Origin of the sequence: Microbacterium sp. SSM24, assembly GCF_025989145.1 — a bacterium.
GTDB lineage: Bacteria > Actinomycetota > Actinomycetes > Actinomycetales > Microbacteriaceae > Microbacterium.
Window position 1 is genome coordinate 169,374 of sequence record NZ_JAPDNQ010000001.1, and the last position, 18,835, is coordinate 188,208.

The window sequence follows — 18,835 nt, forward strand, 5'->3', positions numbered from 1 at the left end:
CGCGGATGCCGCGGCGCGGCGGGTCAGGCGATCGGGGCGGGCTCCGACGCGGGGCGCAGCACGCCGTCGTGGAGTTCGAGCACTCGGTCGGCGCGCAGCACGATCGACGGGTCGTGCGTCGACAGCAGGACGGCGACGCCGTCCTCGTGGGCGATCGAGGCGATGAGGTCGATCATCGTCGCCGCCGTGTGCGAGTCGAGCTGTCCCGTCGGCTCATCGGCGAGCACGATGCGCGGCGAGCCGGCGAGGGCGCGGGCGATGCCGACGCGCTGCTGCTGGCCGCCGGAGAGCTCCCCCGGTCGCTGCTTCGCGTGGTCGGCGAGCCCGACGCGCTCGAGCAGCCGCGACACACGGGCCGACCGCTCGGCCGGATCGGTGCCCCGGATGCGCATGGGCAGCTCCACGTTCTCCTCCGCCGACAGGGCGCCGATCAGGCCGAAGGACTGGAAGATGTAGCCGATGTCGTCGCGGCGAACGGCGTCGACGTCCCGTTCGGGCGCCTCCGTCACGACGACGTCTCCCACCCGCACGCGCCCTGTGGTCGGAGGCTGGATTCCGCCGAGCACATGGAGCAGCGTGGTCTTGCCCGCACCCGAGGGACCGCTCAGCACGACCAGCTCTCCGGGATGCAGCTCGAGCGAGGCATCCGACAGCGCATGGACGTCGCCGGCGGGCGTGCGGTGCACGACGGACAGACCGGATGCCTCGAGCACGGGTTCACTCATGGTCGGACTCCCCTTCCTCGGCGCCGAGTCGACGACTGCGGCGCGTTTCACCGGACGGCACGGCAGGCTCCGCCACCGGCGATGCCTCCTGCCCGCCCTCCGTCGACACGGGCGGCGCGGGCGGCGCCTGGCGACCGTCGCCGGGCCAGACGCCCACGTGGTCGGCGTTGAGCTTCAGGCGCACGCGCTCCCGCAGCGAGAGCTGGTGCATGTACTCCGTCGGCAGCTGCAGGCGGCCCACCTTGTCGAGGACGACGAACTCCTCGGCCATGTCGTGCTCACGACCTTCGTCGTCGGTGTGGGTCCACCGCAGCACCTCGGTCGAGGTGCGGCCGTCGCGGATCTGCACGGTGCGCTGCACGTGCTCCGAGACCGTGGGGTCGTGGGTCACGATGAGCGCGGTCGTCCCGAGCTCGCGGTTGACCGTCTCGAAGGTGGCGAGCACCTCCGCCGACGCGTGCTCGTCGAGGTCTCCGGTCGGCTCGTCGGCGAGCAGCACGCGCGGGTCGTTCGCGAGGGCCACGGCGATCGCGACCCGCTGCTGCTGACCGCCCGACAGCTCGGCGGGACGCCGGTCCGCGACATCCGAGACACCCGCGAGCTCGAGCAGCTCGCCCGCGCGCGCCGCGTTGCGGCGGTCACCGCCGATCGCCCGCGCGAGCTGCACGTTCTCACGGGCGGAGAGGTACGGGAGCAGGTTGCGCGCGGTCTGCTGCCACACGAACCCCACCACCTCGCGGCGGTACGTGACCCGGTCGCGGGCGGACAGCGAGGGAAGGTCGCGTCCGGCGACGCGCGCCGACCCGGCGGTCGGCGCGTCGAGGGCCGACAGGATCGACAGCAGGGTCGACTTGCCGGAGCCGGAAGCGCCGACCAGTGCGACCAGCTCGCCCTGATCGATCACCAGGTCGAGGCCCTGCAGGGCCTGCACCTCGATGTCGGCCACGGCGAAGATCCGCACGAGTCCTTCGCAGACGATGTCGGGTTCGGTCATCAGTCCTCCTCTGTCCGGAGCACGGTCGCCATCGACGTCGTGCGCGCGCTGACCACGCCGCCGACGACGGCGAGGGCCAGGGCCACGACGACCACGGCGATCAGGGTCCCGCTGAGCACGGGGTCGACGGCGACGCTCGGCTGACCGCCTCCGCCGGTGAAGGGGCGCAGGTCGATCGAGGTCACCACGAGAAGGGGAAGCACCGCACCGAGCACGACACCGCCGACGAGCGCGGTGATGCCGAGCGGCACGAACTCCCAGGCCACGACTCCGCGGGCGCGGGCACGGTCGAGGCCCATGCTGCGCAGGAGCGCGATCACGCGGGAGCGCGCGTCCCGGGACACCCCCGCGACCAGCAGGAGCGCGACGACCGACAGTCCGACGGCGATGCCGAGCGCTGCGAGGAGCACGAAGCGCAGCGCCGAGACCGCCGGCGATGCCTGGATCTCCGCGGTGGACTCCGCCAGGATGCGCACCGAATGGGCGCTGCCGACGATCTCGCCGAGCCGATCGGCGATCGCCGCGGCATCCGCACCGTCGGCCACGTCGACGAAGACGGTGCGCGGGAAGAAGCCGAAGCCGGTGATCGCCGCGTAGTCGGTCTGGTTCATGAGCAGGAACTTCTCGGATCCCTGCACGCCGAGCACGCGCTCGAGGGTGCCCACGACGTCGACCGGATCGGTCACGACGGTCGCCTGCCCTTCGCCCAGGCTCTCGGCGAGGACGGTCGACGCGACCACCTGCACGGGGGTCGACTCCGGCGTGATGAGGCCCGGAGGCAGCGCACCGACCATGCCGCGCTGCACCGCGGCGAGGCGCTCCACCTCGCTCACGATGACCTGCACGCTGTCGCGCCCGCCGGGTCCGGCGATCGTGACGTAGTCGCCGCGGAGCAGCCCGACGGCGTCGTCCACGCCGTCGACCGCGCGCATCTGGTCGATCATGTCCGCGTCGAAGTACGGGCCGGACAGACGGATGTCGCCTCCGACGTCGCGCTGCGCCGCCACGACCGCTCCGCGATCGACGGTCGCCAGGACCAGCGACGAGAAGACGGCGATCGCGACGGCGACGAGCATCGCGAGCACGGCCGTGGTGCCTGCGGACGAGTCGCGGAGGTTGCGGGCGGCGCCGACGAGACCGACCACGCCGCGCCCACGACGCGCCACGCGCAGTGCGGCGGCGATGGGGATCGGATGCAGCCGCACGACGATGAGAGCGACGGCGACCGTCGCCAGCAGGGGCGCCGCGACGACGAGCGGATCGATGCCCTCGGTGGCGGGGCCGATCCCCCGCACGAAGAGCTGCACCACCGCGACCACGGCGAGCAGGATCACGACGGCTTCGACGATCCGCACGGTCTTGCTGCGCGCGGGCGCGTCGAGGTCGGCGCGCGACCGCTCCAGCAGGGCGGGCCGCAGGGTGAAGGCGAGCGCGAGCCCGGGAACGACGCCGACGGCGACCGCCAGGATCGTGGGTACGGGACCGGCGTCGTTGGGCGTGACGACGACCGCGACGGCGGCGGCGACGGCGGCTGCGGGGATGCCGAGGATCAGGCCTTCCCCGAGCAGCAGGCGTCGCAAGCGTGCGAGCGGTGCGCCACGGGCCGACATGAGCGACAGATCGGCGCGCCGGCGGCGGATCATCAGCGCCGCCGCGAGCACGACGAGGGCCACGCTCACCGCGAGGGGTCCGACCGCCGCGACCGCGAGGATCGCGCTGGCCGAGTTCGCCCGTGCGAGGGCGGTCGAGAGCACGGCGACGATCTCGCTCTCGAAGCGCACACGCAGCTGCCCGGTCTCCTCGACCGGCACGCTCGTCGAGGTCGCCGCTCGCAGCGCGGCCAGGAGCGCGACGGGCTCCTCGCCGAGGGCCGCGCCGCCGTCGACCGGGTACCAGAGGGTCATCTCCGGGTCGTCGAGCTCGCCGAGGGCGACCCGTGTGAGCGGGTCGACCCACGCGACCGAGGTCGCCTGCGGTCGTCGGTTGCCGTCGTCGAACACCGTCGCGGTCAGCGACGTCGGAAGGTGCGCCCACCGATCGTCCTCGGGGTCGACCGCCTCGACCGTGCCGACGAGCTCGAGCATGGGAGAACCCTCCGCCCACCCGCTCGTGGTGGGTGCGCCGGGGTCCGCCGGCGTGCCGCGCAGCTCCCCCACCGACCACTGCATGGTCTCGGCCGCGGCGACGCTCAGCACGACGGGCAGCGGTCCCTCGCCGTCCCACGGCTGAGCCCACTCCCCTTCGACGAGCTGGAGGTGCTGCTGCGCCGTCGGGTCGGCGAGCAGCTGCACGAGGCCGTAGGGGGCATCGGCGGGAAGGCTCTCGGGGACGACCAGCGTCGGCTGCCCATAGGCGGCGAACTGGGCGTCGCCCACGAGCGGCTCGAGCGCGGGCTCGAGGTCGTCCCGGTTGTCGGCGAGCAGCTGGCCGAGCGCACCGAACACCTCGCCCGCCCCGTCGTCCCAGTCCTCGGCGACGGAGGGGTCGGATGCCGGGCCGAAGCCGGGCAGTCCGATGAGGCTCGCCGACAGGTCGCGCGAGATCGCCGGCATGTCGGCGATCTGGTGCGACACCTCTGCGCGCACGACGCCGACGAGCGCGCGCGGCGCGGCGGCGATGACGAACGCCGCGAAGGCGACGAGCGCGACGATCACGATCGCCGCGCTGCGCGGAGTCGCGAAGCGCCGGCGTGTGAGCGCGAAGAGGCCCGGAGTCCTGGTCACTCGTCCTCCCTGAGGAGCGGGGCGAGCTGCACCGGTGTGCGGACGCTCGCGACGATCAGGCAGAAGACGGCGACGGTCGCGGCGATCGCGAGGGCGAGGACGCCGGGCTGAACCCGCAGGTCGATCGGATACGCCTCGGGGACGCTGCCGTACGCGGCGCGCACGAGCGGGGCGACGATGAGCCATGCGGTGACGGCACCAGCGGCGATGCCCCCGATCACGCCGATCGCGACGGCGAAGAGGTCCTCCTGGGCGCGCAGCCTCGAGGCGCGGCGCCTGCCAAGCCCCATCACGGCGAACAGCGCCAGCTCGCGCGAGTCGTCGCGCGAGCGCGTGCGGCGCAGCATGAGCACGACGAGCGCCAGCACGACCGCCCCGACGGCGGCGAGGACGAACGCGGATGCCGTTCCCGCCGCGTTCTCCGCGGACCGCGGATCCGCGACCGTCGTCACCGTCTGCGGGAACGCCTCCGCGACCGCGGCCGTCACCGCACCCGGGTCGTCCGTCGACATCCACACCTGCGTGGGCACGATCTCGAACGGACTCGCCATCGACAGCGTTCCGAGGTCGACCAGCATCCCCTGACCCGTCGCGGTGCCCGGCAGCACCGGCACGACGTCCACGATCTCGAACTCGGCCTCGATGTCGGGCTTGATCAGTTCGAGGGCGATCGTGTCGCCGACCTCGAGGCTCATCGACGCCGCGAGGTCGGTCGTGATGACGGCGGGGACCGCGGCGGGGACGATCGGGGCGACCGCGCGCGTGAACGGCTCGCCGGCGGCCGACTCGGGCGTGAAGGCGAGCCCCGAATCGGTCGCCTCCACCGCGCCCGGTGTGCCGGCAGCCGGCCGGAATCCGGACAGGTCGACGGGTGCTCCGCCGCTCGTGACATCCGTGATCTCGCCCCCGCCGGGCACATAGCCGAGCGGGTGGTAGCCGACGGCGAGCGCGGCGAGCGTCCAGTCGTCGTCCGCGGGCAGGTCGAACGTCACCGTCTCGACGGGGGCGGCCTGCACCTCGACGTACGCGTTCCCGTTGTCGTCCTCGCTCTCGCGGACGTCCGCGTTGGTGAACTCGAACGTCTCGACGGCACCGGATGCCGCGATCACGGTCACCCGCACCTGGAGCGCGGGCGATCCCTGCTCGGTCAGTTCGCCGTTGAACTCCAGCGGCGGCGCGGGCGGGGCCAGCAGGGTGAGCGTGAGCGCATCACCCTCGAGCACGGCGTCGGACGGGGGGAGCGCGAGAGCCTCGCTCATGGCTGCGGGATCGATCGCGCCGTCGGAGTCGAGCATGACCTCGGGCAGCTGCGCGGCCTCGACCGCGAGGATCGGGATGCGCACATCGGCTCCCTGCGCGCTCAGCGATCGCGCGAGCATCGCGGCATCCGGCGATCCTGCTGCCGCGACATCCGCCGCCGCGACGTCCTCCGGGATCGTGCCGACCTTGACATCCGCACCGACGCGGAGCGCCTCGGGAGCGTCGCCCAGCGCCGTCAGACTGGACTGGTACGCGCCGGCCACGGTGATCGTGCCGATCGCGAAGGCGACCACCGTGATCGACAGTGCGTGGCGGCCCGGTCGGCGCGAGGCGAGGCGCAGCGGCGTCACGGGAGCCACGCGGCGCGAGCGCGAGAAGGCCGCGGCGATCCCCCGCGCGATGGGGGTCGCCAGCGCGACAGCGACGATCGCGGCGAGCCCGAGGGCGAGCGCCGGCGCCAGGGCCACGAGCGGATCGAGGGCGGCCGCACCATCGCCGCGCTCGACGATCGGCGTGCCCGCCTGGACGAACTGCCAGACGGCCAGCCCGGTGACGACCGCGAGCAGCACGATCGCGCCGATATCGGCGACCGCGCGGGCGCGCGCCGATCCGCGATCGGACCCACGGGCGGTTGCGATCGCGACGACGACTCCCGCCACCACGGCGATCCCGAGCACGGCGAACCCGCCGATCAGGATGCCAGGCGCAGCCGCCGTCGCGAGGGCCACCGCGATCGCTCCGGCCGTGGCGCCCACGACGGCGCCGACGAGGGCGACCGCGATCGCCTCGACGGCGGCGAGTCCGACGACGTCGCGACGACGCGCGCCGCGGGCGCGCAGCAGTCGGCTCTCGGCATCGCGCGCACGCACCGGCTCGAGCGCCACCGCGCCCACGACCACGGCGGTGAGCAGTCCCAGAAGTCCGAGCGCGACGGTCGTCGGTCCGCGCCGCGTCTCGATGCCGTCGCGCACCGCTTCGAGCGTGCTCCCCAGGCCGCCGGACTCCTGTGGGCGGTCTCCCGTCTCCGCTTCGACGGCGTCGCGCAGTCCCGCGAGGCCGTCGGTGAGGGTCAGCGCCTGGTCGGCGGTGATCGCGTCGAGATCCGGCGCGAGCACGACGTCGCCGTCCTCGACGGTGACCGTCAGCGCACCGCCGGCGCCCAGGCCCGCCAGCGCCGCGGCGGCGGCGTCGGCCGTGGCATCCGACGACGACGACGCGTCGACGGTCAGCACGATCCGCGCGCGGTCGCCCGTGACGGCGGCCAGCGCTCCACGCACCTCGCGGGTCTCGACCGCGGAGACCAGGCCCGCGACGCCCACGACGAGGAGGGCTGCGAGCGCCGAGACGATCGCCAGAGTCACGAGCGGCGCGGTCGCGGCGCGTGCCCGGGCCAGGGCGAAGCGGAGTCCTCCGATCACGCGGCCAGCCTTTGCACTCTGGCACTCTAACTCAGGCGTTGCGGGACTCCGTCGCGCGTGTGGACTTCCTGTCCCACCCCGCCGCGTCGTGCCGCCCTTCTGCGTGATCCTCCGTCTCTGTCAGCCTCCGTTCGCCGCTCTCGGAGCCGTCGCGGCGACGAACCGCTCGTAGGACTCCGGTGTCTCCTCGGCGACGATCGCCCGCAGCACGACCTCGTCCACGGCGCGCAGGTAGCCGGCGATCCGGTCCGCGTCGTCGTCCGGTCCGATCGTGGTCTCGGCCGCCGCGATGCCGGCACGTGCGAAGTTCGCCGCGTACGCCGGGTAGCCCGCGTACCGCGCCGTCTCCACCGCCAACCGCTGCGAGCCGGCCGCGTCGACGGCCGTGCGGACGTAGAGGGCGACGTGCGTGCCCGGTGCGACGGCCCGCGCCTCCTGCGCCTGCGCTGCCGCGAGTTCGGGCGGGAGCCAGCTGAGCAGAAGCCCGTCGGATGCCGCGGCCCCCGCATGCCGCATCTTCGGGCCGAGAGCGCCGACCACGACGCGCGCCGACGTTGCCGCACGCAGTGCCGCCGCGGCATCCGTCACCCGCGCGAGAGCACCCGCCGACCCCGCACCAGATCCGATGCCGAGCACGAGCCGATCCGGCGGGAGCCCGAGGGCATCGACGCGGGCGAGGATCTCGCCGGGCGCGCGGCGATCGACCGGGAGCACGCCCGTGGCGAGCACCAGCCGCTCCGTCGTGCGCGCGGCGCCGACGAGCACCTCGAGGGCGTCGTGGCCGGGGACATCGTTGACCCACAGGGCGTGGAATCCCGCGGCCTCGACGGCCGGGGCGAGTCGCTCGGCCAGGTCGGCGCCGATCGCGGCGGCGACGCCGATCGACAGCCCGGCGGTCACGCGCGACCGATCAGACGCGCCACTTCGGCAGCGGAGGCATAGAACTCCGCGAGGTCGACCCGCGACGCCGGCAGCAGCACGGCGTCGTCGATCCCGGCGTCGAAGTACGCGCCGAGCGCCGCGGCGACCGCGGCGGGGTCGCCCCACACCGCGCGCTCGTGGGGATCGGGCTTGTCGCCGACGTCGGCGATCGCCCGGGCCTCGGCATCCGCTCCGAACGCCGCAACGACGTACGAGACGATGTCGTGCTCGCCCGCGCGCCCGGCATCGGCGCGCGCGCCGCGGATCGCGTCGACCGCGACCCGCACCTCAGCGGGGGTGTGCCCGCTGTCGAGCACGGTGCCGTCGGCGACCTCGCCGCTCAGGCGCAGTGTCTTGGGTCCCTCCGCGGCCGCGTAGACGAGCGGCGCGACGGCCGGCGGCGCATCCAGCCGCACCGCGTCGAGGGTGACGTAGCGGCCTGCTGCGTCGGCCTGCTCCCCGGCCAGGAGGGTCCGCAGCGCCGGCACGTACTCGCCCATCAGAGTGAGCGGCGACGCGACGCGCGCGCCCACCTGCCCCATCCACGGCAGCACTCCGTGGCCCACGCCCGGCAGCAGTCGACCGGGGAAGAGCCGCTCGATCGTCGCGATCTCCATCGCCGTCGCCGCGACGTTGCGCAGCGGCATCGGTGCGATCCCGATGCCGATGCGCAGCGCGTCGGTCCACGCCAGCGCTGCCGTCGCGGCGGCGAACGCCGACGTGCGGAAGCAGTCCTCCCAGATCCACAGTTCGGGAAGCCCTTCGCGCTCCGCGGCGAGCACCGCATCGCGGAATTCGTCGGGCGTGTGCGTGTACGGGTTGAAGATCGCGCCGATGCGTGCCATGCCTCCACTCTGGCAGGCACGGCCGACACACGCCCAGCACCGGCATCCGCGCCTTCGACAGGTCAACCGGGGTTCCACAGGTCAACCGCGGTTCCACAGGTCAACCGGGGTTCCACAGGTCAACCGCGGTTCGACAGGTCAACCGGGGCTCGACAGGTCAACCGGGGTTCCACAGGTCAACCGGGGTTCCACAGGACCAGTTCGGCCGCACCGGTCCTGCGCGACCCCGGTTGACCTGCCGAGACGCGGGCGAGCCGGCGCCCGGCAACCCCCCGTTACTGCGGGAGGCGCCGAGCCCCGGGGCGGCCCGTCGTCGAGGGTCTCAGGTCACGCGGCGACCGAGACCGCGCGCGGCGAGCCCGCCGCCACGGTCAGGCCGTCGGAAGCGGCATCCACTGTCACCGTTCCGCCACCTTCGAGAGCGCCGGTCACGAACAGGTCGGCGACGCGGTCGTCGACCTCGCGCTGGATCAGCCGGCGGAGCGGTCGGGCACCGTACTCCGGTTCGTACCCGTTGTCGGCGAGCCAGTCGATCGCGGAGTCCGTCACCACGAGGGCGACCTCGCGCTTGGCGAGCCGCGCCTCGGACGCGCCGAGCAGCAGGCTCACGATCAGGCGCAGCTGCGGCTTCTCGAGCTTGCGGAAGAGCACGATCTCGTCGATGCGGTTGAGGAACTCGGGGCGCATCGCCTCGCGGAGCTTCGCGAACACGCGGTCGCGCAGATCCTTCTCGGAGCCGTACCCCGTCGTGCCGCCGCCGTCGGCGAGGAAGCCGATCGCACCACCTCGAGAGGCGAGGAACTCCGAGCCGAGGTTCGACGTCATCACGACGACGGTGTTGCGGAAGTCCACCGTGCGTCCCTGACCATCGGTGAGCCGGCCGTCGTCCAGCACCTGCAGCAGCAGGTTGAAGACGTCGGGGTGGGCCTTCTCGATCTCGTCGAACAGCACGATCGAGTACGGGTTGCGGCGCACGCGCTCGGTGAGCTGGCCGGCCTCGTCGTAGCCGACGTATCCGGGGGGCGCTCCGACGAGACGCGACACGGTGTGACGCTCGCCGAACTCGCTCATGTCGAACCGGATCACGGCGCCCTCGTCGTCGAAGAGGGACGCGGCGAGCGCCTTGGCCAGCTCGGTCTTGCCGACTCCGGTGGGGCCGAGGAACAGGAACGAGCCCACGGGACGACGCGGGTCGCCCATACCGGTGCGGTTGCGGCGCACGGCTTTCGCGACCGCCGTCACCGCGTCGTCCTGGCCGATCACCCGGTCGTGCAGCTCATCATCCAGCTGCGCGAGACGCTCCCGCTCGGTCTCGGTGAGTCGGTTCACCGGGATGCCGGTGGCGCGGCTGATCACGGCGGCGATCTCGGGCTCCCCCACGATCGCGTCGCCGCGCACCGCAGCACCCGAGGACGTCACGTCGTCGAGACGCGCCTGCACCGCGGCGAGCTGGTCGCGCAGGCGCGAAGCCTCCTCGTAGTGCTCGGCCGTCACCGCGGCGTTCTTGTCGGCCTCGAGCGTCGCGAGCTGCGCGATGAGGTCGCTCACATCGACCTTCGCGCCCAGGCGCAGCCGCAGCCGGGCGCCCGCCTGGTCGATCAGGTCGATCGCCTTGTCGGGCAGCACGCGCTCGGACAGGTACCGGTCGCTGAGCTCGACCGCGGCGCGGATCGCCTCGTCGGTGTAGACGATGCCGTGGTGCTCCTCGTACGCGGGCTTGAGTCCGTGAAGGATCCGCACGGCGTCCTCGACGCCGGGCTCGCCCACGCGCACCGGCTGGAACCGGCGCTCCAGCGCCGGGTCCTTCTCGATGACGCGGTACTCCTTGAGTGTGGTCGCGCCGACGAGGTGCAGGTCGCCGCGCGCGAGGCGCGGCTTCAGGATGTTGCCGGCGTCCATGCCGCCGTCTCCGGCGCCGCCGGCGCCGACCACCGTGTGCACCTCGTCGATGAAGATGACGAGCTCGTCCTTGCGGGCGGAGATCTCGTCCATCGTCTTGGTGAGGCGCTCCTCGAAGTCGCCGCGGTAGCGGGTGCCCGCGAGCATCGCCGGAAGGTCCAGCGCGATGACCCGCTTGCCGCGCAGCTGCTCCGGAACGCCGCCGTCGACGATCGCCTGGGCGAGGCCCTCGACGATCGCGGTCTTGCCGACGCCGGCCTCGCCGACGAGCACCGGGTTGTTCTTGGTGCGGCGGCTGAGGATCTCGATCGTCTGCTCGATCTCGTCGGCGCGGCCGATCACGGGGTCGAGGTCGCCGCCCGCGGCGCGTGCCGTCAGGTCGGTGCCGTACGTGTCGAGCATGGGGGTGGCGGATGCCGCGGCATCCGTCCCCTCCGCCGTCTCGGGAACCGCGCTCGGCGTGACCGTCTCGCGCAGGCCCTGCGTGAGTGCTTCCGCCGTGACGCCGGCGCGCGCCAGCACCTGGCCGGCGGGGGTGTCCTGCGCGAGCACGAGGGCGAAGAAGAGGTGCTCCGGATCGACGTAGGTGGAACCCGACGACCGAGCGACCTGGAAGGCGTGGAACAGCGCACGCTGCACCGAGGACGTGATGACCGCGGCGTCCACGTCGGCGGGGGCGGATGCTGCGGGCAGGCGTTCCTCGGTGGCGCGCAGGATCGCGCGCGGGTCCGCGCCGATGTGCTCGACCGCGTCGCGCGCGGGGGCCTCCTCGACGAGGACGCGCAGCACGTGGAGGGCGTCCAGCTCGTGCTGTCCGCGCTCGAGCGCGAACCGGCCGGCGCGCTGCAGCAGCTCCTGCGTGCGCGCGCCGAGGAAGCGGCTCAGGTCGATCGACCGCTGTGCGCGCGTGCGCTCGCCCGCGAGGTACCGCGCCAGGAACTCGTCGAACGAGCTCCCGCTGTCGTCGGCACCGGCGGAGGGGGTGAAGTCTTCGGGCATTCTGGTTCTCTCCTGAGAAGTTGAGTCGAGCGGTGGCAAGTTTAGGAACTTGAGCACAGACGTATCAATTTCAACGATGACGGTCGAGGTGTATTCCCAGCCAGCCCGCGCCCTCTCAAGACGACGTGCCGGATCTCCGTGTGCTGCACGGATGTGCCCCGCCTCGGGACGCAGAACCCTGGAGGGAGTCCGAACACGACACGAATGGAGTAGGACATGACAGATCTGCAGACCACCACCATCGACGAGGCAGACAAGGCTCTCAAGGCGAAGCACCGCGCGATGTGGGCGTCCGGGGACTACCCGACGCTCGCGCACGACCTCATCTGGTCGCTCGGGCCCCGCGTCGTCGAGGCCGTCGATGTGCGACCGGGAGACCGGGTGATCGACATCGCCGCCGGCAGCGGCAACGCCGCGATCCCCGCCGCACTGCGCGGCGCGGACGTCGTCGCGACCGACCTCACGCCGGAGCTCTTCGGCGAAGGGCACCGCCGGGCCGAGGAAGCCGGTGCGGAGCTCGAGTGGCGTCCTGCCGACGCCGAGGCGCTCCCGTTCGACGCCGACGAGTTCGACGTCGCGATCTCGACCGTCGGCGTGATGTTCGCGCCGCACCACGAGCGCAGCGCCGACGAGATCGTCCGCGTGGTGCGCCCGGGTGGGCGCATCGGCCTCATCAGCTGGACGCCGCGGGGCTTCATCGGGCAGCTGTTCGCGGCGCTCAAGCCGTTCAACGCGCCACTGCCCGCCGGCGCCCAGCCCGCCCCGCTGTGGGGTGACGAGGACCACGTGCGCGCGCTCTTCGGCGACCGCGTCACCGACGTGAAGGCCGTGCGCGAGACCGTGAGGTTCGCCCCGTTCTCGTCGGGCGAGGAGTTCCGCGCGTACTTCGCCTCGCACTACGGGCCCACCATCGCGGTCTACAACCGCAACGCCGACGACCCGGCAGCGGTCGCGGCGATCGACGAAGCCCTCCGAGGCCTCGGCGACCGCGCCATCGCGGAGACCGGAGCCATCGACTCGGAGTTCCTGCTGTTCACGGCGACGGTCCGCTGACCGCCGCCGCAACCCGGAAGGAGGCGGACACCATGTCCGCATACGATCTGTTCGCCCTGCACCTGATGGAGCGGGAGACCCTGCACGTCGACCTCGAAAGACGTCGTCGCGTGCTCGAGCACGTCTCCCGCTCGCGGAAGGCGGAGCCGGATGCCGCGCCCGCCGCATCCGCGTCGGCGACGTCGCAGCGAGGCAGCGTACGGCGCCGCCTCCTTCCCGGGGGTGCGTGAGTACACTGGGCGGCGTGCTGGGGCCCGCACTCACACCGCGCGAACGCGCGGTGCTCGCCGCGGTGGAGCGGCGCCTGACCAACCCCGAGATCGCCTCGGAGTTGTTCATCTCCGTGCGCACGGTCGAGAGTCACATCGCGAGCCTGCGCCGCAAGCTCGGCGCCGACACCCGTGGCGACCTCATCGCCGCCGCGCGCGAGCTGCGCGAGACGTCGGTGCGGGTGCCCGCGAACCCGCTCCGGGGTCGCGGGCGCGACCTCGCCGAGCTCGCCGCACTCCTGGACGCGCACCGCTGGGTCACGATCGTCGGGCCGGGCGGTGTCGGGAAGACCCGCCTCGCCCTCGAATTCGCCCGCACGGATGCCCAGCGCACGCCGCTCGTGGTCGAACTCGAGCATGCCGGACCGGGCGACATCCTCGCCCGACTGTCCCGTGCGCTCGACCTCGAGGGCGGCCCAGGACGCGATCTCATCGGCGCGGTCGCCGTCGCCCTGTCCGCCCAGGACTACGTCCTCGTCCTGGACAACGCCGACCGGGTCGGCCCCGCGACGGCCGATGCGGTCGCCGGCCTGCGCGCGCGAGCACCGGGCCTGCGCGTCATCGTGACCTCGCGCACGGCACTCGGCGGCGTCGACGAGAGCGTGCACGTGCTGCGCCCTCTCGCGGCGAACGGCGTGGACTCCCCCGCTGCCGCGCTGCTCGCCGATCGCCTCGCCGCGACCGGGCACGCGCTCGACGCCCAGGAGCAGCAGATCGCAGAGCGCATCGGCGAGCGACTGGACGGCCTTCCGCTCGCGCTCGAGCTCGCGGCATCCGTCGCCCGGCATCTGCCGCTGGGCGAACTCGACCGGCGCCTCAGCGTCGATCTGGCCAGTCTCGACCGTGCTGTTCCCGAGGGGCGTCATCGCACGCTCGAGACCGCGTTCGACTGGACGTGGGACCTCCTCACCGACGAGGAGCAGGACGTGCTGCGGCGCCTCGGCGCGCTCCCCCGCACGTTCGATTTCGACCTGGCCGTCGCGGTGTCGCATCCGGGCGCCGAGAAGACGGTGCTGCGGCTCCTCGACCACTCCCTCATCGTGCCGGTGGGCGGCGAGCCGATCCGCTTCCGCCTGCTGGCGGTGCTCCGTGAGTTCGTCCACGCGCGCACCGATCCGGCCCTCATCCGCCGGGTGCTCGAGCGTCACGCCGAGGTCACCGAGGAGACGGCGGGCGCCTTCGCCGCGCGTGCACGGGTCGACGCGAGCCCGGAGGCGATGATGATGTCGGCGCTGCTGTGCCCCGAGGTCAATGCCGCCCTGCGCTGGTCGCTGGCCGCGCGCCATCCGGCCGCCGTCGCGCTTGCGGGAACGCTCGCGATCGGGGTCGAGCAGTACGGATCGGATGTCGACAGCGTGACCGGACTCGCGACGGCGGCCGACGACGAATGGCTGCGTGCCGAGGCCACGCCCCAGCAGCTGCTGTCGATCGGCACCGCCATCGCGTTCTACGACGTCGACCGCTCCGGCGTGCTGGCGGAGTACGCGCTGGCAGCGGCTCGCGACGACGACGGCCGGCGGGCCGCGCATCAGCTCGCCGGCTTCACCGCGGCGTATCAGGGAGACCGCGACGCAGCGCTCGCGCACCTCGACGAAGCAGAGCGCCTCGCGCTCGCCCTCGGTCTGGATTGGGAGCTGGGCGCCGTGCGGCAGTCGCGCGGCGTCGCTCTCCGAGGGACCTCTCCGGAGGAGCTCGCCGCGGCCATCGCGTCGTTCGAGTCCGCGATGCGCGCGTACGCGCGTGCCGGCGATCTCACCCACGTCAACAACGTCCGGTACATGATGGCGGCGGCGGCGGCCGACAGCCCGCTCCAGGCCGACCACGATCGGGCCGCGGGGTGGGCGGCCGAGTGCCGCGCCTACGCCGAGGCCACGCTCAACGACCACGAGATCGCGCATGCTCGCCTCGTGCAGGCGACGCTCGGGCTCGAGATCGCCGGGGAGCTCGGCGAGCTGCTCGATGCGTTCCGCCACCACGGCGACCTGCGCTGCGTCAACCGCACGCTGCTCCTGTGCGCGGACCGCACCACCGACCCGCGCGAACGTCTGCGGTGCCTCGCCTCGGCGCTCGACATCGCGCAGGCTGCGGGTGACGTGCCGCGTCAGCTCGCGGCGCTGCAGCGGTCCGTCGTCGCGCAGTACGACGTGGGCGACCGGTCCGGGGCGCTCGCCGCGCTCGACCGCATCGCCCAGCTCGGCGGTGTGGACGCAGCCGACGAGGCCTGTCCGCCGGAACTGCGCGCGGAGTTCGCGCGCTCGTGACCCGGGTCCCTGACCTTCCGGCCGGTACTCTCGATGCACACTCCCGACAGGACCTCGCCATGCCCCAGCTCCCCGCCGACGACGACGCCGGCGCACCCGCGTCCGCCGTTCAGCCGCCGCCGCCCGACATCGACGAGGCGGCGGCAGCGGGGATCGCCCGCGAGCACTGGGGCATCGTCGCCACCGCGCACGCGCTCGGGAGCCACCAGGACCGCAACTTCCTGCTCACACCCGAGGACGGACCGCGCCTGCTCCTGAAGGTCGCCAACCCGAGCGTGTCCGCGGCCGAGCTGGAGGCGCAGTCCGCTGCCGCTGTCCTGCTGTCGGAGCGAGCCGGATGCCGCGCCCCGCGTGCGCGCGCCTTCCCCGACGGCACGACCGCACTTCGCCTCGAGATCGACGGGGTGGCGATGTACGCGCGGGTGCTGGAGTTCCTGGACGGCACCACCCCCTCGGGCCACCTGTCGCGCCCCGTGGTCGAGGAGCTGGGCGGCCTCGCCGCGCGCGCCGCGCTCGCATTGTCCGCCCTCGAGGCTCCCGCGGCCGAGCGGGTGCACCAGTGGGATCTCCGTCACGCCCGCGCGGTCCTCGACGTCCTCCTCCCGTTCGTGGCCGACGACGCGCTGCGGGGGCGACTGGCGGAGGCCGCAGCATCCGCGTGGTCCGCCGTCGAGCAGGTCGCGGCCGAGCTGCCGATGCAGTTCATCCACGGCGACCTCACCGACGACAACGTCGTGACGGACGACCCGCTCACCCGCATCCCCGACGGGGTCATCGACCTCGGCGACCTCAACCGCACCTGGACCGTCGGCGAGCTCGCGATCACCGTGTCGTCGCTGCTGCACCACGACGGCGTCGATCTGCCCGCGGCGATGCGCGCCGTGACCGCCTACGACCGCGTGCGCGCCCTCTCGGATCCCGAGTCGGCAGCCCTGTGGCCGCTGGTCGTCGTGCGCGCCGCCACGCTCGTCGCGAGCGCCCACCACGTGCTGGCGACCGATCCCGGCAACGACTACGCGGCCGGGAACCTCGACCACGAGCTCGCGATCCTGGATGCCGCCACGGGCGTGCCGCTCGAGGTGGCCGGGGCGCTGGTCGCCGCCGCGACCGGCCGCGTCGCCGCAGAGCTCGCGCTCCCGCCCGGACACGACCTCCTCCCCGGACTCACGCCCGACGACGTCGCCGTCGCCGATCTCTCGCCGACGAGCCCCGCTCTGCACGAGGGGCGATGGCTCGAGGAGTCCGCCGAAGCAGACGTGATGAGCGGATGCCTCGGCTCGGCGCGCGTCGCCGTCGCCCGCTTCGGCGAGACACGGCTGACCCGCTCCCGGTTGCGCGACCCCGACGAGCCGCACAACGTCGCGCTCGGAGTCGAGCTGCGCATGGCCGGCCCGCAGCCCGTCGCCGCGCCGTGGGCGGGCACGCTCGACACGACCGCGGACGGCATCCGTCTGCGAGCGGGCGGCATCGACCTCGTCCTCGGCGGCATCCGCAGCGCGCTCCGGGACGGCACCGCCGTCGAGGCGGGCGAGCTCGTCGGCGAGGCGGACGGGGCACTGTGGGTGCAGGTCGAGAGGGCCGGCGTCGACGGGCCGCGGTTCGCGCCGCGCAGCCTCGCCGCGGCCTGGCGCTGCGTCGTCGCGGATGCCGGCCAGCTGGTGCCGGGGCATCCGCAGCCCCTCGAGGATCACCGCGCCGCGCAGCTGCTCGCCCGGCGCGACGCGGTCTTCGCGGACGTCCAGGAGCACTACTTCGCCGATCCGCCGGTGATGGTGCGCGGCTGGCGCGAGCACCTCGTGGACGCGGATGGGCGCGTGTACCTCGACACGCTCAACAACGTGACCTCGATCGGACACGCGCACCCGCGACTGGTGGCGGCGGTCGCCGGCCAGTGGAGCCTTCTCAACACCAACTCGCGCTTCCACTACGCCTCGGTGGTCGAGTTCTCGGAGCGCCTCGCGGCGCTCCTTCCCGACCCGCTCGACACGGTGTTCCTCGTGAACAGCGGCTCCGAGGCCGTCGACCTCGCCCTGCGACTCGGCCAGGCGTGGTCGGGGCGCACCGATGTGCTCTCGCTGCAGGAGGCCTACCACGGGTGGACCTACCTGAGCGATGCCGTCTCGACGTCGGTCGCCGACAATCCCGCGGCTCTCGAGACCCGGCCCGCGTGGGTGCACACCGTGCCCGCTCCCCATCCTGGGCGAGGCGCTCACCGCACCGACCCGGGCCGCTACGCCGCGGACGCGGTCGCCGAGATCGACCGTCTGGCGGCCGCGGGCTCGCCCGTCGGCGCTGTCATCGCCGAGACGCTCTTCGGCAACGGCGGCGGCGTCGCGCTCCCCGACGGGTACCTGGCCGCCGTCTACGACGCGGTCCGCGCCCGCGGCGGACTCGCGATCGCCGACGAGGTGCAGGTCGGCTACGGGCGCCTGGGCGAATGGTTCTGGGGCTTCGAGCAGCAGGGCGTCGTGCCCGACGTGGTCGCCGTCGCGAAGGCGATGGGGAACGGGCATCCGCTCGGCGCCGTCATCACGACCCGTGAGATCGCCGAGCGCTACCGGGCGGGTGGCTACTTCTTCTCGTCGGCGGGCGGGAGTCCGGTGTCGAGCATCGTGGGGCTGACCGTGCTCGACGTGATCCGCGACGAACGCCTGCAGGAGAACGCCCGCGACGTCGGCGGCTACCTGAAGGAACGTCTCGAGGCGCTCGGCGAGCGGCATCCGCTCATCGGCACCGTGCACGGGTCGGGCTTCTACCTCGGCCCGGAGCTCGTGCGCGACCCCGTCACGTGGGAGCCCGCGACCGAGGAGACCGCGGCGATCTGCACGCGCCTGCGCGACCTCGGCGTGATCGCGCAGCCCACGGGCGACCACCAGAACATCCTGAAGATCAAGCCGCCGATGTGCTTCACGCGTGCCAGTGCCGACGCGCTCGTCGATGCCCTCGACCGGGTGCTGACGACCGGCTGGTGAGCGGGGATCGCGCTCGCGTACTCAGTCGCGGCCGCCCGGAGGGCCGACCAGGAGCAGCGCGACATACAGCGCGACGACAGCCACCGCGATGAGCACGGCGAGCAGCCACGCCCGGTTCAGGAACCAGCGCATCAGGCGGTCGTGCCACGCGGCGTCCCGCGGGTCTTCGGTCGCCTGCAGGCGCCACGCCCCGGCGAGGCGGCCGGAGCGGTGCAGCCACAGCTCGGTGGGAATCGTCGCGTACGGGATCACCGCGCTCGCGATCGCCACGATCGTCGGCCACGCTCCCCAGCGCTGATTCTTCGCAACGAGCACCGCCGTCGCGCCGTACGACAGGAACATGAAACCGTGGATTCCGCCGCCCACCGTGACCGCGACGGCGAGGTCGGTGGTCGCCCGCACGATGAGGCCCGCGATGAGCAGGGTCCACGAGATCGCCTCCGCGACAGCCAGGACTCGGAACAGATTCAAGGGCGCGCGGAACACAGCTCTCCTT

Annotated in this window: 12 protein-coding genes; 4 read left to right on the forward strand and 8 right to left on the reverse strand. The window is 73.2% G+C overall.

Annotation, left to right across the window (positions count from 1 at the left end; translation table 11 throughout):
* Positions 1-23 precede the first annotated feature (23 nt).
* The 7 genes from OL358_RS00770 to OL358_RS00800 form a co-directional block, all read right to left on the reverse strand.
* Complete coding sequence (locus tag OL358_RS00770; RefSeq protein ID WP_264708028.1) at positions 24-725, reverse strand: ABC transporter ATP-binding protein; 702 nt, start codon at positions 723-725, stop codon at positions 24-26.
* Positions 718-1,719, reverse strand: coding sequence for an ABC transporter ATP-binding protein (locus OL358_RS00775; RefSeq protein ID WP_264708029.1), 1,002 nt, complete (start codon positions 1,717-1,719; stop codon positions 718-720). Before OL358_RS00775 ends, OL358_RS00770 begins: the two co-directional genes overlap by 8 nt.
* A complete protein-coding gene (locus OL358_RS00780) occupies positions 1,719-4,442 on the reverse strand; it encodes an FtsX-like permease family protein (RefSeq protein ID WP_264708030.1) in 2,724 nt (907 codons plus the stop codon). Before OL358_RS00780 ends, OL358_RS00775 begins: the two co-directional genes overlap by 1 nt.
* Positions 4,439-7,120, reverse strand: a complete 2,682-nt coding sequence (locus tag OL358_RS00785) for an FtsX-like permease family protein (RefSeq protein ID WP_264708031.1) — start codon at positions 7,118-7,120, stop codon at positions 4,439-4,441. The genes OL358_RS00780 and OL358_RS00785 overlap by 4 nt, the downstream gene beginning before the upstream one ends.
* 120 nt (positions 7,121-7,240) lie before the next feature.
* A complete protein-coding gene (locus tag OL358_RS00790; protein WP_264708032.1) occupies positions 7,241-8,020 on the reverse strand; it encodes an LLM class flavin-dependent oxidoreductase in 780 nt (259 codons plus the stop codon).
* On the reverse strand, positions 8,017-8,886 hold the full coding sequence (locus tag OL358_RS00795) for an LLM class flavin-dependent oxidoreductase (protein WP_264708033.1): 870 nt from the start codon (positions 8,884-8,886) through the stop codon (positions 8,017-8,019). The genes OL358_RS00790 and OL358_RS00795 overlap by 4 nt, the downstream gene beginning before the upstream one ends.
* A gap of 327 nt (positions 8,887-9,213) precedes the next feature.
* Positions 9,214-11,784, reverse strand: a complete 2,571-nt coding sequence (locus OL358_RS00800; protein WP_264708034.1) for an ATP-dependent Clp protease ATP-binding subunit — start codon at positions 11,782-11,784, stop codon at positions 9,214-9,216.
* A 216-nt stretch (positions 11,785-12,000) separates the two neighbouring features.
* On the opposite strand from OL358_RS00800, the gene OL358_RS00805 reads away from it, so the two are divergent.
* From OL358_RS00805 to OL358_RS00820, 4 genes are read left to right on the forward strand one after another with little or no spacing between them, the layout of a single operon-like run.
* Entirely contained in the window at positions 12,001-12,837 is an 837-nt protein-coding gene (locus OL358_RS00805) for a class I SAM-dependent methyltransferase (protein WP_264708035.1), read from the forward strand.
* A 32-nt stretch (positions 12,838-12,869) separates the two neighbouring features.
* Entirely contained in the window at positions 12,870-13,067 is a 198-nt protein-coding gene (locus OL358_RS00810; RefSeq protein ID WP_264708036.1) for a hypothetical protein, read from the forward strand.
* A gap of 14 nt (positions 13,068-13,081) precedes the next feature.
* Positions 13,082-15,367 carry an ATP-binding protein gene (locus OL358_RS00815; protein WP_264708037.1) on the forward strand — a complete coding sequence of 762 codons (2,286 nt, stop codon included), beginning with the start codon at positions 13,082-13,084 and terminating at the stop codon, positions 15,365-15,367.
* A 59-nt stretch (positions 15,368-15,426) separates the two neighbouring features.
* On the forward strand, positions 15,427-18,339 hold the full coding sequence (locus OL358_RS00820; protein ID WP_264708038.1) for an aminotransferase: 2,913 nt from the start codon (positions 15,427-15,429) through the stop codon (positions 18,337-18,339).
* Between the two features lie 21 nt (positions 18,340-18,360).
* Here OL358_RS00820 and OL358_RS00825 read toward each other — a convergent pair whose 3' ends face one another.
* The gene (locus OL358_RS00825) at positions 18,361-18,825 is read right to left on the reverse strand and encodes a DUF3817 domain-containing protein (protein ID WP_264708039.1); all 465 of its coding nucleotides are present in this window, start codon (positions 18,823-18,825) and stop codon (positions 18,361-18,363) included.
* Positions 18,826-18,835 lie beyond the last annotated feature (10 nt).